This is a genomic window from Arthrobacter sp. B1I2 (assembly GCF_030816485.1).
Taxonomy (GTDB): domain Bacteria; phylum Actinomycetota; class Actinomycetes; order Actinomycetales; family Micrococcaceae; genus Arthrobacter.
This window is the reverse complement of the sequence record NZ_JAUSYC010000001.1, coordinates 3127579-3141760: the sequence shown is the minus strand read 5'-3', so window position 1 is coordinate 3141760 and position 14182 is coordinate 3127579. Positions and strand designations below refer to the sequence as shown.

The 14182-nt window shown below is 65.2% G+C and carries 12 protein-coding genes; 3 read left to right on the top strand and 9 right to left on the bottom strand.

Translation table 11 applies throughout. The features are described 5' to 3' along the window. Window positions 1-78 precede the first annotated feature (78 nt). Complete coding sequence (locus QFZ57_RS14640) at window positions 79-681, top strand: DUF3043 domain-containing protein (RefSeq protein WP_306631084.1); 603 nt, start codon at window positions 79-81, stop codon at window positions 679-681. Window positions 682-782: 101 nt separating this feature from the next. Here QFZ57_RS14640 and QFZ57_RS14635 read toward each other — a convergent pair whose 3' ends face one another. After that, the gene (locus tag QFZ57_RS14635) at window positions 783-1853 is read right to left on the bottom strand and encodes a quinone-dependent dihydroorotate dehydrogenase (RefSeq protein WP_306631083.1); all 1071 of its coding nucleotides are present in this window, start codon (window positions 1851-1853) and stop codon (window positions 783-785) included. Window positions 1854-1947: 94 nt separating this feature from the next. Between QFZ57_RS14635 and QFZ57_RS14630 the strand changes: the two genes are divergently transcribed. Beyond that, window positions 1948-2907: an alpha/beta hydrolase gene (locus QFZ57_RS14630; protein ID WP_306631082.1), complete on the top strand. Its 960-nt coding sequence runs from the start codon at window positions 1948-1950 to the stop codon at window positions 2905-2907. Window positions 2908-2909: 2 nt separating this feature from the next. Here the strand turns inward: QFZ57_RS14630 and QFZ57_RS14625 are convergent, their stop codons facing one another. The 3 genes from QFZ57_RS14625 to leuA all read right to left on the bottom strand — a co-directional run bounded on the left by QFZ57_RS14625 (window position 2910) and on the right by leuA (window position 6335). Then, on the bottom strand, window positions 2910-3755 hold the full coding sequence (locus QFZ57_RS14625) for an isoprenyl transferase (RefSeq protein WP_306900728.1): 846 nt from the start codon (window positions 3753-3755) through the stop codon (window positions 2910-2912). 2 nt (window positions 3756-3757) lie between these two features. After that, entirely contained in the window at window positions 3758-4510 is a 753-nt protein-coding gene (gene recO, locus QFZ57_RS14620; RefSeq protein WP_306631080.1) for a DNA repair protein RecO, read from the bottom strand. An 85-nt stretch (window positions 4511-4595) separates the two neighbouring features. Next, window positions 4596-6335 (bottom strand): 2-isopropylmalate synthase, encoded by a 1740-nt coding sequence (gene leuA, locus QFZ57_RS14615; RefSeq protein WP_306900727.1) that lies wholly within the window; start codon window positions 6333-6335, stop codon window positions 4596-4598. 253 nt (window positions 6336-6588) lie between these two features. Between leuA and QFZ57_RS14610 the strand changes: the two genes are divergently transcribed. Then, a complete protein-coding gene (locus tag QFZ57_RS14610) occupies window positions 6589-8541 on the top strand; it encodes a M13 family metallopeptidase (protein ID WP_306900726.1) in 1953 nt (650 codons plus the stop codon). Between the two features lie 100 nt (window positions 8542-8641). On the opposite strand, the gene QFZ57_RS14605 is transcribed toward QFZ57_RS14610, so the two are convergent. The 5 genes from QFZ57_RS14605 to QFZ57_RS14585 form a co-directional block, all read right to left on the bottom strand. Further along, on the bottom strand, window positions 8642-10231 hold the full coding sequence (locus QFZ57_RS14605) for an LCP family protein (RefSeq protein ID WP_373461253.1): 1590 nt from the start codon (window positions 10229-10231) through the stop codon (window positions 8642-8644). A 97-nt stretch (window positions 10232-10328) separates the two neighbouring features. After that, entirely contained in the window at window positions 10329-11288 is a 960-nt protein-coding gene (gene era / locus QFZ57_RS14600) for a GTPase Era (RefSeq protein ID WP_306631076.1), read from the bottom strand. After that, complete coding sequence (locus tag QFZ57_RS14595) at window positions 11272-12603, bottom strand: hemolysin family protein (protein WP_306631075.1); 1332 nt, start codon at window positions 12601-12603, stop codon at window positions 11272-11274. The genes era and QFZ57_RS14595 overlap by 17 nt, the downstream gene beginning before the upstream one ends. Next, complete coding sequence (gene ybeY / locus QFZ57_RS14590; RefSeq protein WP_306631074.1) at window positions 12600-13073, bottom strand: rRNA maturation RNase YbeY; 474 nt, start codon at window positions 13071-13073, stop codon at window positions 12600-12602. Before ybeY ends, QFZ57_RS14595 begins: the two co-directional genes overlap by 4 nt. Continuing rightward, window positions 13070-14158 (bottom strand): PhoH family protein, encoded by a 1089-nt coding sequence (locus QFZ57_RS14585; RefSeq protein ID WP_306631073.1) that lies wholly within the window; start codon window positions 14156-14158, stop codon window positions 13070-13072. Before QFZ57_RS14585 ends, ybeY begins: the two co-directional genes overlap by 4 nt. Window positions 14159-14182 lie beyond the last annotated feature (24 nt).

Here is a 14182-nt window from a genome sequence, read left to right as displayed (position 1 = left end):
CCCCGTCACATTCTGCTCCCGGCCATGCCGGACGCCGCAGCAGGCAACGGGCTGCCTGCTGCAAGGTATTCTGTTCAGGTGTTCGGACGTAGAAAAGAAGCGCCCTCGGCGCAGCAAACAATAGACCAGCAGGCAGCAGAAGCGGCCGCGCGGCAGAACAGCGCGGTGGGCAAGGGCGCGCCGACCCCCAGCCGGAAGGCCCAGGAAGCTGCCCGCAAGCGCCCGCTGGTGCCCGAGGACCGCAAGGCGTCCAAGGCTGCGGAACGCCAGGCCATCCAGGACCAGCGGCTGAAGATGCGCCGGGCCCTGGACACGGGTGACGAGAAGTTCCTGCCGCTGCGTGACAAGGGTCCGCAGAAACGGTTTGCCCGCGACTTCGTGGACGCGCGTTTCAACGTTGGCGAGTACCTGATGTTCGGTGCGCTGGTCTTCGTGCTGGTGTCCCTGGTGGTTCCGGCGTCCAGCGACATGATGATCTACGTCCTGGGAGCCTTCTGGGTCATGTTCCTGGCAGTCTTCGTGGACGTCTTCATTCTCTCCCGCAAGCTCCGCAAGCGCCTGGCGGAAAAGTTCGGCGAGGTGGAGCGCGGCACTGTTTGGTACGGCTCCATGCGGTCCCTACAGTTCCGGAAACTGCGGCTTCCCAAGCCCCAGGTCCAGCGCGGACAGTATCCTGCCTGACCAGGCATTGACCGAAACACGGAAACCCCGGCGATGTACCGCCGGGGTTTCCGTGTTTAACAGGTCCGCTCGTCGTGGAGGCTCCAAGCCCGCCCGGCTGCTCAGGAGCGGCGGTTTTTTGCCAACTGCTTGTTGATCCGTGCCGCCCAGAACGGTCCCTCGTACAGGAAAGCGGTGTAGCCCTGCACAAGGGTCGCGCCGGCGTCGAGCCTTTCCTGTACGTCCCGGGCCGATTCCACGCCGCCAACTGCCACCAGGGTCAGGGCGTCACCCGTTGCGCTCTTGAGCCGCTTCAACACCTCGAGTGAACGCTGTTTCAGCGGAGCGCCGGACAGGCCGCCCGCGCCGCATTTGGCCACCTCTTCTGCCGGGGAGGACAGTCCTGACCGGGCGATGGTGGTGTTGGTGGCAATGATGCCGTCGAGTTCCAGGTCCAGGGCGAGGCGTGCGACGTCGTCGATGTCCTCGTCGCTGAGGTCCGGTGCGATCTTTACGAGCAGGGGCACATGCCGTCCGGCGGCGCGGTCGGCTTCCTGACCCACGGCGGTCAGGAGCGGGCGCAGGGTTTCCACATCCTGGAGCAGCCGCAGCCCTGGGGTGTTGGGGGAACTGACATTCACCACCAAATAGTCGGCGGCAGGTGCCAGGCTGCGGGCGCTGACCAGGTAGTCGTCCACGGCGTCGGCCAGCTCCACCACCTTGGTTTTGCCGATGTTGACGCCGATGACCGGACGAACTGCCGGGTAGCGGCGCTGAAGTGCGGCGCGCGCTGCCTTCAGCCGGGGCGCGACGGCGGACGCGCCGTCGTTGTTGAATCCCATCCGGTTGATCACCGCCCGGTCCTGGACCAGGCGGAACAGCCGCGGCTTTTCATTGCCGGGCTGCGCCTGGCCGGTGATGGTGCCTACTTCGATGTGCCCAAACCCAAGCTCGGTGAGGGCCTCGATGCCGTGCCCTTCCTTGTCGAAGCCGGCAGCCAGGCCGAATGGGGACGGAAAGGTGACGCCAAAGGCGGTGGTCTGGAGTGACGGCGCCGGAGCCGTCAGTTTCCGCAGGACTCTCCCGGCACCGGAAGCATGCGCGAGCCGGATCCCCTTGAATCCGATCTTGTGGGCGCGCTCGGCGTCCATCCATGAAAAGGCCAGCCTGAAGAAAGTGGGATAAACGCGCATGCCTCCAGTTTCCCGTCTCCCGGGGCGCTACACCAAAACCGGGACGCAGCCGACGGACGGGCGCAGCCCCGGCCTGCCGGTTTAGCATGAGGGCATGCAGTGGCAGCAGGACATCCTGGGCGGGGACTTCGAGTCCCACTCCTTCGCGGCCGCCGGACCAGACGGGGTCGAACGGACCGCAACCCTGGTGCGGCTCCGCCCGTCCGCGGACCCGGATGCTGCAGGCGGCCGCCGCCGGGCCGCGCTCTTCCTGCACGGCTGGAGTGATTACTTCTTCAACATGGACCTGGCGCAGTTCTGGGCTTCGGCCGGTTACGACTTCTACGCCTTGGACATGCACAACCACGGCCGGAGCCTGCGTCCGGAATCCCCGGGTGGATATGTGGCCGACCTCGCCGCCTACGACGCCGAAATCGAAGAAGCATGCCGCATCATCCGGGATGAAGGCGCGCCCGGGCCCTTGGCCCTGATGGGCCACTCCACCGGCGGCCTGGTTGCGGCCCTGTGGACCAGCCGCCATCCCGAGGCTGTTTCACTGCTGATCCTCAACAGCCCGTGGCTGGAAATGCACGGGAGCTCGCTGGTCCGGCGCGCCGCGTCCGGCATGGTGCGCCCCGTGGCCCGTATCCGGCCCCAGGCCGTGCTCCGGCTGCCGGAGCGTGGCCACTACTGGCGGACCATCAGCAGTGCTGCCGACGGCGAGTGGCCGCTTGATGAGCGCTACCGGCCCCGCCTGGCCTTCCCGGTGCGGGCAGGCTGGCTGAGGGCCGTGCTGGCCGGGCAGGCGAGGGTGGCCCGGGGCTTGGAGATCGAGGCGCCCGTTTTGGTCCTGGTCTCCAAGGGCAGCGCGAACGGGCTTCTCTGGTCCGAGGAAATGCGCCGCACCGATGCGGTCCTGGACGTCAATACCATCAGCGCCCGGGCGCTCACGCTGGGCCGCACGGTGACCGTGGAGCGGATCGACGGCGCCCTGCACGACGTTTTCCTCTCACCCGAACCAGTCCGGGCCGACGCCTATGTCCGGCTGGCCCGGTGGCTGCGGGCGTATGGATGAGGCTAGTCCGCCTGGGGTGCTACCGGAGAGCCGGCCCCGGCGGCATCCACGGCGCCGCCGTAACGGCGGTCCCGCCGGGCATATTCCTCGACGGCGGCCCAGAGGGTACGCCGGTCCACGTCCGGCCAGAGCGTATCCATGAAAACGAACTCCGCGTAGGCGGACTGCCAGAGCAGGAAGTTGGACAGCCTCTGCTCGCCTGAGCTGCGCAGGAAGAGGTCCACGTCTGGCAGGTCGGGCTCATCGAGGTACTTCTGGATGGTCCGCTCGGTAATGGCGCCGGGCTTGAGCCTGCCTGCCGCAACATCGGCGGCGATCGCGGAGACGGCGTCCGTGATCTCAGCCCGGCCGCCGTAATTAACACACATGGTCAAATTACAGGTGCTGTTGCCCGCCGTGAACTCCTCGGCCTCCTCCAGCTCACGGATGACCGATCCCCACAGCCGGGGGCGGCGCCCAGCCCAGCGGACCCGCACTCCCCAATCATCCAGCTGGTTCCGCTGCCTTCGCAGCACATCCTTGTTAAATCCCATGAGGAAGCGGACTTCCTCGGGCGACCTGCGCCAGTTCTCGGTGGAGAACGCGTAGACGCTGACGTACTCGATTCCCAGTTCAATGGCACCTGCCATGACATCGAGCAGCGCCGGCTCCCCCGCCTTGTGCCCCTCGATCCGCGGGAGGCCACGCTGGTTGGCCCAGCGGCCGTTGCCGTCCATGACGATAGCCACGTGCCGGGGAATGAATTCAGCCGGGATGGATGGTGCCACCGCGCCGGACGGATGCGGGTAGGGTGCCACCACGGGATGGGTGCGCCTGCGCGTTGCGTTGTTCTTTTTTCCCAGGGCCACTGTCAGCTACGCTCCACATGTTTGAGGGATTTCAGTACTCGTTCCAGGTGCCACTGCAGGTACGCGGCCACCAGGCCCGCTGCTTCCTTGCGGTGCTGCGCCAAGGAAGCGTCCGCCGTCGTCCAGTCCCCGGTCAGCAGCGCTGCCAGCAGCGTAACGGTTTCCGGCGCCGGGGCAGGGGACCCGGGCGGCCGGCACTGTGCACAAACCATGCCGCCCAGGGGTGCGGAGAACGCCGTGTGCGGTCCCGGCATGCCGCAGCGGGAGCAGTCGGTGAAACTGGGAGCCCACCCGCCGGTGGCAAGGGCGCGCAGAAGATAGGAGTCCAGAATGAGGCCGGCGGCATGTTCGTCGCGGCTCAGCGCAGCGAGGGCACCCACCAGCAGGTTGTACTGCGCAGTGCCGGCCTCGCCGTCGACATCCGTGAGTTTCTCCGCCGTCTCGGTCATGGCGGCAGCAACTGTGTACCTGCCATAATCGGCGGCGATGCTTCCGCCATATGCACCCTTCGCGACGGCCTGCGTGACGATGTCCAGCGTCCGGCCGGACACCAACTGCAGGTCCGCCACCATGAAGGGTTCAAGCCGGGCACCGAAACGGCTGCTCGTGCGGCGCACCCCCTTGGCGACGGCGCGGACCTGCCCGTGGTGTTTTGTCAGGAGGGTGATGATCCTGTCCGCCTCGCCCAGCTTGTGGGTACGGAGCACCACGGCGTCGTCCCGGTACGCCCGGGAGGCGAAAGACTGTTGGACCACGTTCTATCTTCCCATCCTGGCCGCCAGCACGCCGCCGGGCCACGGTGGTGCCTCCGGATCGAACCGGAGGCACCACCTGCGGGTATCAGGCCTGCGCGTCCCTGATGGCGCGGTTGACCGCTGAAATTACGGCTTTGAGGGACGACATGCTGGTGTTGGCATCAATGCCGACCCCCCACAGCACCCGCTCCCCCACGGCGCACTCAACGTAGGCTGCAGCCATGGCGTTCCCGCCTTCGGACAGCGCGTGCTCGCTGTAGTCCAGCACGCGGACGTCCACGCCGTCCTCGTGGAGGATGTTCAGCAGGGCCGCAATGGGACCGTTGCCGGTGCCGGTGCGGCTGACCTGGGCGCCGTCGACGGTGAGCGAGGCGTGAAGCGTCATGCCGCCGTCGGCATCTGTTTCAGTCTTGACGGCGCCCAGCGAGTAGCGCCCCCACTGCCCATCGGCCTGGCCGGACGGCAGGTACTCGTCCTTGAAGGCCTGCCAGAGCTGCACCCCGCTGACCTCCCCGCCCACGGTGTCGGTGCGGCGCTGGATGACGCCCGAGAACTCGATCTGCGCACGGCGCGGCAGATCCAGGCTGTGCTCGTTCTTCAACAGGTAGGCCACGCCGCCCTTGCCGGACTGGGAGTTCACCCGGATCACGGCCTCGTAGCTGCGGCCCAGGTCCTTGGGGTCAACGGGCAGGTACGGCACCTGCCAGGTGAAGTCGTCCACCGGCTTCCCGGCCGCGGCAGCATCCCGCTCCAGCGCTTCGAAGCCCTTCTTGATGGCGTCCTGGTGGGAGCCGGAGAAAGCGGTGAACACCAGGTCGCCGCCGTAGGGCGAACGCTCCGGGACCGGCAGCTGGTTGCAGTACTCGACGGTCCGGCGGACGTCGTCGATGTTGGAGAAGTCGATCATGGGATCGATGCCCTGGACGAACAGGTTCAGGCCCAGGGTGACCAGGTCCACGTTTCCGGTACGTTCGCCGTTGCCAAAGAGGCAGCCCTCGATGCGGTCGGCGCCGGCCATGTAGCCCAGCTCGGCGGCGGCCACGCCGGTTCCACGGTCATTGTGCGGGTGCAGGGACAGGATGATGCCCTCGCGCGGGTGCAGGTGCCGGCTCATCCACTCAATGGAGTCGGCGTAGACGTTCGGTGTGGCCATTTCCACCGTGGCGGGGAGGTTGATAATCACCTGGCGGTCCGCGGAGGCCTCGAATACATCGGCAACGGCGTTGCACACCCGGACGGCGTACTCGAGCTCCGTACCCGTGAAGGATTCGGGCGAGTATTCGTAGGTCACATGTGTGTCCGCGAGCGTTTCCTCGTACTTTTTGCACAGGCGGGCGCCCTGCAGTGCGATGTCCAGGATGCCGTCTTCGTCCTGGTTGAAGACCACGCGCCGCTGCAGTACGGACGTGGAGTTGTAGAGGTGGACGATGGCCTGCTTGGCACCGACCAGGGACTCATAAGTCCGTTCAATCAGGTGTTCCCGTGCCTGGGTCAGTACCTGGATGGTGACGTCGTCCGGGATGTGGTTGCCCTCGATGAGCTGGCGGACGAAGTCGAAGTCTGTTTGGGAGGCGGACGGAAACCCAACCTCGATTTCCTTGTAGCCCATCCGGACCAGCAGGTCGAACATCTTCATCTTGCGGGCCGGGCTCATGGGGTCGATCAGGGCCTGGTTGCCGTCGCGCAGGTCAACCGCGCACCACCGCGGGGCCTTGGTGATGACCTTGTCCGGCCAGGTGCGGTCCGGCAGCTCCACCTTGATCTGGTCCTGGAAGGGCGTATACCGGTGGGCAGGCATTCCTGAGGGCTTTTGTGCGTTACGCATGACGTTCGTGGCCTTTTCTATCGATCTTCAGTGAAAGGGTGGCCGGGCAACACAAACTCCGCAGCGAGGGTGGGCCGTGCGCTAGATAGCGTCTGTGGCCTCGCCGCGGCAGCTAAGGAGAAGGAGCTCTGCACGCACACTTTGAGCCTAACACGGGTGCGTAAGATGAAAGGGCACTACCGTCCGTAAAGTCCAGCATGCAGACGCCCCCGGTGTTTAACGGGGTACAGGCGTCCAGGCAAAAGGAGTTGCAGTGCCCATTTCGGGGATCGATCTGTCCACCATTGATCACACAGTCCGGCCGCAGGATGACCTTTACCAGCACGTCAACGGCGCCTGGCTGAAAGCCACCGAGATTCCCGACGACCGGCCACTGGAGGGAACCTTCACCGCTCTTCGCGATGGGTCCGAGATCGCTGTCCGGGACATCATCGAGGAGGCTGCGGCCAAAGGCGCGGACGCCAGCGGGATCGAACGGAAAATCGGCGGCCTGTACAACAGCTTCATGGACGAAGCAGCCGTTGAAGGCAAGGGCCTGGAGCCTGTCCGCGGGCGGCTCGCCGAAGTTTTCGCCACCGGCTCGGCGTCGGAGCTCATTGCACTGGCGGGGCGGTTGTTCCGTGCGGACGTTGGCGGGCTCTTTTACATCTACCCTGCCCCCGATGCGGGGAATCCTGACCGGGTCCTTCTCTACACCGGGCAGGGCGGCCTGGGCCTGCCGGACGAGTCCTACTACCGGGATGGGAAGTTTGCGCCCATTGTTGCGGCCTATACGGCGCACGTGGAAAAGATGTTTGAACTGGCAGGGATACCCGATCCCCATGATGCCGCCGCGCGGGTTGTCCAGTTGGAGACAAAGCTCGCGTCACACCACTGGGACAATGTCACCCTCCGGGATCCTCAAAAGACGTACAACCTAAAGACGGCGGATGAGGCCACCGCGCTCTTCCCCCTCCTGGCCACCTGGTTCGAAGCTGCGGGGATCGACGCCGACAAGCGTGCGGAAATCGTGGTAAGCACCCCTGACTTCTTTTCCGGCGCGGCCGGGCTCCTGGACGAGGTCCCGGTGGCCACCTGGCAGGAGTGGCTGGCCATGCGCGTCATCAGCGCGGCCGCGCCTTACCTGTCTTCAGAGTTTGTGGACGCCAACTTTGCCTTCTACGGCACCACCATCAGCGGCACGCCGCGTAACAAGGACCGGTGGAAGCGCGGCGTGGCGGTGGTGGAGGCCGGCCTCGGCGAAGCTGTGGGACAGATCTACGTGGCACGCCACTTCCCCGAATCCCACAAAGCGCGGATGCAGACTCTGGTGGCCAACCTGATCGAGGCCTACCGCCGCAGCATCAATGACGTGGGGTGGATGGGAGGGGACACCAAAGCGGAGGCGCTCCGGAAGCTTGAGGCCTTCCGGGCCAAAATCGGCTACCCGGACGAGTGGATTGACTACTCAGCCGTGGAGATCGACCCCGACGATCTCCTGGGCAACGTTGAGCGCGCACACAACGCCGACGTCGACAGGCACCTCGACGAGGTGGGCAAGCCGGTGGACCGGAACAAGTGGCTGATGACGCCGCAGACGGTCAACGCCTACTACCACCCGATGATGAACGAGATCGTGTTTCCCGCGGCCATCCTGCAGCCGCCGTTCTTTACCGCCGATGCAGATGACGCCGTCAACTACGGCGGCATCGGTGCCGTCATCGGCCACGAGATTGGCCACGGCTTCGATGACCAGGGTTCACAGTTCGACGGCGGCGGAACCCTCCGGAACTGGTGGACGGACCAGGACCGGCAGGCCTTCGAGGCGCTGACGGCGCGGCTCGTGGCCCAGTTCGATGCGCTCTCGCCTGACGCCGCGCCCGGACACCACGTCAACGGCCGCCTCACGCTGGGCGAAAACATCGGGGACCTGGCGGGCCTGACCATCGCTTACAAGGCCTACCAGATCAGCCTGGACGGCAAGGAACCGGAGGTCCTGGACGGGCTGACCGGGCAGCAGCGCTTCTTTGCTTCCTGGGCTGCGGGCTGGCGCCAGGTCATCCGGCAGGAAGAGGCCATCCGGCGGCTGGCCACCGATCCCCACTCCCCCAACGAGTTCCGGACCAACGCCATCGCGAAGAACCTGGACTCGTTCCATGACGCGTTCGGCGTCAGCGAGGAGGACGGCATGTGGATGCCCGCCACCGAGCGAGTGAGCATCTGGTAGCCGGATAGTGAATGGGTCCCGCCGTTGCCGGCGGGGCCCATTCCCTTTGGTGGGCAGTCATAACCGACACAACACGGAAACCCGCTGCCAACGGACGATGCTACTTGCGGACGATCAGTTCGGGATTGGCCTGCTGGCAGACCTTGTCCCCTGCGGTCTGGTTGACAATGTCCTGGGGCAAAGCCGGAGCAGCCCCGCCCCCTGCACCGTAGACAGTGCCGGTGGTGAAGTCGCTGCCGATATAGACCTGAACGCCGGATACAGCGGGAGCCGGAATCATCAGGGTGGCAGGAATCCCCAGCAGCGCGGCGACATCGGCTGCCACATCTTCGAAGCCGTTGCCGTAGTAGACCGCCGTCTTGGCGATGGGCTGTGCGAGGAACTGGCCGGTCTGGGTGAACCCGCCCGCAACCAACGCCTGGACAATCTCCTGGGCCCGGCCGGTGACCCCGCTCCCGTTGGCCACGGTCACGGGCTGGACGGCTTTGTTGTAGGGCGGCACCGAGGGGGCCGTTTCAGTGGGGGCCGCAGACGGCGATGCCGTCTCACCGGGTGACGGCGTGGTGGGCGCGGTGGGGTCGGTCAGGTCCACGTCCTTCCGCAACGCCGAAAAGAGCTGGGCGCCCGCAGGTTCAGCGATGACCAGCCGGTTGGGATCGAGGGGCGCCGGCGTGGTGGGCACCGCCACAAACGCAACCTTGCTGATGTCGATGTCCTTGAGCCGGTTGCCGATGGTCAGCAAGGAGGGAACCGAAGCCAGCCCGTCATCAACCGTCAGGTTCTGGGTCACGACATCGGCGATCTTCAACATCTTCGCCGGATCGGACAAGGTTCCCTCGTCCTTGATCTTGCGCGTCAGCGACGAGAGGAAACCCTGCTGGGCCCTGATGCGGCCCAGGTCGCCGCCGTCGGCAAAGGCGTGCCGGGTACGAAGGAAGGCAAGCGCCATTTCTCCCTGCACGGAAGATGTTCCTGCAGGGAGCCGCAACCGGGAGTCGGGATCGTAAACGGCGTCGCTGATGCAGACGTCCACTCCGCCCACGGCATTGGAAAGTTCCTTTACGGCGTTGAAGTCGGCCATCATGAAGTGGTCCACCTGCATGCCGGTGAGCTTGTTGACCGTGTCCACAGCGCAGCCGATGCCCGCCTCGCTCATGGCCTCATTGATCATGACGCCGGTGCGGGCCGGATAGTCCTTGTTGGTCTTCCTGTCCTTGCAATCGGGAATGTCCACCAGCAGGTCGCGGGGAAAACTGATGACGTTGACGCGCTTGTTGTCCTCTGAGATGTCCATCAGCATCATCACGTCCGACTTGCCGTAGCCAGTGGAATCGTCAGCGCTTCCGTAATCCGAGTTTCTGCCGTCGCGCGTGTCCGAACCCAGAATCAGGATTTGCAGCCGGCCCGTGGCATCGTTCCCCGGGGTTTCAGTGCTTTCACCGCCGGCATTCAGCGGCGCCTTGGAGATGTTGCTTTGGAGCCGGAAAAACCAGAATCCGGCAAAGGCGATCCCGGCCACGAGGACAAGTGCCACCACGCCGGTGACGGCCTTGAGCCACAACGGCATTCCGCGCAGCGGGCCAAGGTGCCGGGCAGCACCCACGGCACCGCCGTTCCCGTGGCGGGACACCGGGCCCGTGCCGGCTGACACGTCAGACCCATTCTCGCGTTCGTCGCCGCCTCGACCCACGTGGTGAACCTTCCTCTAAATACGAAATCCGGTCCATCTTAGTGGTCCAGTCTGGAAAACCTGCCTGCCAGGCTCCTGCGAACGTCCTTTCCGTGGATCAGAAACCCAGTTTGACCAGCTGCTTCGGGTCGCGCTGCCAGTCCTTGGCCACCTTGACGTGAAGGTCCAGGTAGACACGCGTGCCGAGGAGGGCCTCGATGCCTTTGCGGGCATTGGTCCCCACTTCACGCAGGCGGCTGCCTCCCTTGCCGATGATGATGGCTTTCTGGGACGGCCGCTCGACGTAGAGGTTGACGCGTACGTCCAGCAGGGGATTGTCTTCCGGCCGGTCCTCCCGGGGAACGATTTCCTCGACCACTACGGCAAGGGAATGCGGAAGCTCGTCCCGGACCCCTTCAAGGGCTGCCTCACGGATCAGTTCAGCCACCATGACAGCTTCGGGCTCATCCGTCAGTTCTCCGTCCGGGTACAGGGGAGGCGACGGCGGCATGTGGCTGATCAGCACGTCAGCGACTGTTTCCACCTGGAAACCGTCAGCGGCCGATACCGGGACGATATCCTTCCAGCCGTCCTCCCCCAGCACCTCGCGGCCCAGGGCGGCCACGGCGAGGAGCTGTTCGGTCAGCGCCTGCCTGTCCACGAGGTCCGCCTTGGTAACGATGGCGATCACCGGTATGCGGCCGACGGCGGCAAGCTGGGCGGCGATGAACTTGTCGCCCGGACCGATCTTCTCATTGGCCGGCAGGCAGAAACCGATGGCGTCCACCTCGGCGAGGGTGTCGGCCACGAGGTCGTTCAGGCGTTTGCCGAGGAGGGTGCGGGGACGGTGCAGGCCGGGCGTATCCACCAGGATCAACTGGGCGTCCTCGCGGTGCACGATGCCCCGGATGGTGTGCCGCGTGGTCTGCGGCTTGGCGGAGGTGATGGCCACTTTCTTGCCCACCAACGCATTGGTCAGGGTTGACTTGCCTGCGTTGGGCCTGCCCACCAGGACCGAGAACCCGGCGCGGAAGCCGCCGAAGTCGTCCGTAGCCGCAGCCTTACTTTTCTTGCTCACGTGGAACTCCCTGCTGGGTTGCTTCGGCCTCTTCCAGGAGGCTCTCAAGGTCAGTCTCTACTCTTGGTACGGGCGCCGCAATGATGTGGCTGACGCGGTTCCGCCGGCCTTCCAGCCGCTCCGCCCGCAGCAACACGCCCTGCACTTCCACGCTGCTGCCCACGATGGGGACGCGGCCAAGTGCCTTGGCCAGGAGGCCACCCACGGTGTCCACCTCGTCGTCGTCGATCTCAAGGTCGAAGAGCTCGCCGAGATCGTCGATGCCCATCCGGGCGCTGACGCGGTACGAACCGTCACCCAGCGCCACCGCTTCCGCACTCTCGGTGTCGTATTCGTCGACGATCTCGCCCACGATCTCCTCGATCAGGTCTTCGAGGGTGACCAGCCCAGCCGTGCCGCCGTACTCGTCAATCACGATGGCCACGTGCGTGGATTCCTTTTGAAGTTCGCGCAGGAGGTCGCTGACGGGTTTGGACTCCGGCACGTAGCGCACCTCGCGGGCCAGCGACTCCACCAGCGGCGGCTCCTGGTCCGCACGCAGTTGGTGGATTACCGCGGCAATGTCCTTGAGGTAGACGATGCCAAGGATGTGGTCGGTGTTCTCATTGATGACCGGGATCCGGGAGTATCCCGAGCGCAGGAACAGGGACATGGCCTGGTGCAGGCTCGAGCCGGCGTCAATGCTGACGATGTCTGTCCTGGGCACCATGACGGCCCGCACCAGGGTGTCACCGAAGTCGAATACCGACTGGATCATCTCCGCTTCGGTGTCCTCGATCATGTCGGACTCGCTGGCCCGGTCCAGGAGTTCCCGGAACTCCTGTTCACTGAAGAATGCGTCATCACCGCTGGGCGCTCCGGGAGCCGCCGAACTTCCCAGCGCCACCAGCCAGCCGGGAACCGGTCCCAGCACACTGGTGAGGAACCGGACCATCGGTGCGGTGAAGCGGACCACGGCAGTGGAATGCAGCCGGCCGAGCTGGCGGGGCGAGACACCCACAATCACAAACCCCAGAAGGGCCATGATTCCCGTGGCTACCAGCCCGGCGAGCCAGACGTTGTCCAGCAGGCTTGCGACCAGGACGGCGACCGCCACTGCGGAAGCCATCTCGAACCAGACACGCCAGAAGCGCAGCGCCCGGGTGTGGGCCACGGGTTCGGCAAGGATGCGGCGCATGGCGGTGCCGCGGCTCTTCTGCAGCGCCTCTTCGGCGTCGTGCCGGGGAAGGAAACTGAAGGCGGCCTCGGCCGCTGTCAGCAGAGCCGCGACGGCAAGGAAAACCAATGCCACCGCGACCAGGAGCAGTTGCGTCACTGGGTTGTCTCGGCAGGTGCTTCTTTGCCGGTGAAGCCGGACAGGAGTTCGCGCTGGAGCCCGAACATCTCCGCCTTCTCCTCGGGTTCGGCATGGTCGTAGCCCAGCAGGTGCAGGATGCCGTGCGTGGTCAGCAGCAGCATCTCGTCCTGGAGCGAGTGGCCGGCGTTCCTGGCCTGGACCTTTGCCACCTGGGGGCAGATGGCGATATCGCCGAGCATGCCCTGGGGGGTAGGCCGGTCCGGGGTTCCGGGAGTCAGTTCGTCCATGGGGACCGAGAGCACATCCGTGGCACCCGGTTCATCCATCAGTTCGATGTGCAGCTTCTCCATGGCCGGCTCATCCACCAGGAGGATGGACAGTTCGGCCTGCGGATGAATGTAAAGCTGCTCAAAGATGTACCGCGACAGGGCAACAAGCCCGGACTCCTCCACCTGGATTCCGGACTCGTTGTTCACCTCGATGCTCACGCGTGTTCCCCCCGTTTTTCCCGGTTTGCTGAGTGCTTGACCCGGTTCCGCTGGACTTCATCCCAGATGCTGTATGCGTTGACGATGTCCCCCACCAGCCGGTGCCGCACCACGTCGGCGGCGTCCAGGACAGAGAAGTTCACGCCTTCGATTCCCTGAAGGATTTCCTCCACGATCCGCAGCCCGGAGCGCGTCCCAAAGGGCAGGTCCACCTGGGTGACGTCTCCGGTAACCACCATCTTCGATCCGAAACCAAGCCGGGTGAGGAACATTTTCATCTGCTCCGGCGTGGTGTTCTGCGCCTCGTCGAGGATGATGAAGGCGTCGTTGAGGGTCCGGCCGCGCATGTAGGCCAGGGGTGCCACTTCGATGGTGCCGGCCGCCATGAGCCGCGGGATGGACTCGGGGTCCATCATGTCGTGCAGGGCGTCGTACAGCGGCCGAAGGTAGGGGTCGATCTTGTCGCTGAGCGTGCCGGGCAGGAACCCAAGCCGCTCCCCCGCCTCCACGGCGGGACGGGTCAGGATGATCCGGCTGACCTCTTTTTGCTGCAGCGCCTGCACGGCTTTTGCCATGGCCAAATACGTTTTGCCGGTGCCGGCGGGGCCGATGCCGAAGATCACCGTGTTGGCGTCAATCGCGTCGACATAGTTCTTCTGGTTCAGCGTTTTGGGCCGGATGGTCCTGCCGCGGCTGGAGAGGATGTCGTGGGTGAGCACATCCACTGGGTTCTGCAATGACTGGGTGCGCAGGAGGGACACCAGCTGCTGCAGCACAGCAGGCGTGATGACGGTGCCGCGGGCCACCAGGCCGCGGACCTCCTGGAGGAGCCGCATGATCCGGGGGACGTCACCGGAGGGGCCGATGATGGAGAGTTCATTGCCGCGGGCGTGGAAGTTGACGTCCGGGAACTGCTCTTCGATGAACCGCAGCGCCTCATCATGGCTGCCGAGTGACTGAACCATCTGGTCGGTGTTCTCAAAGAGGACTACTTCGGTCCGGGTGCCGGGCAGGGAGTGCGGGAATTCCCCCGGGCTGCCTTCGCCCGTGTTGAGCCGGCGCTTACCATTTGCTGATTCAGTCATGGTGCTGGCCCGCAGGCCTGTGGT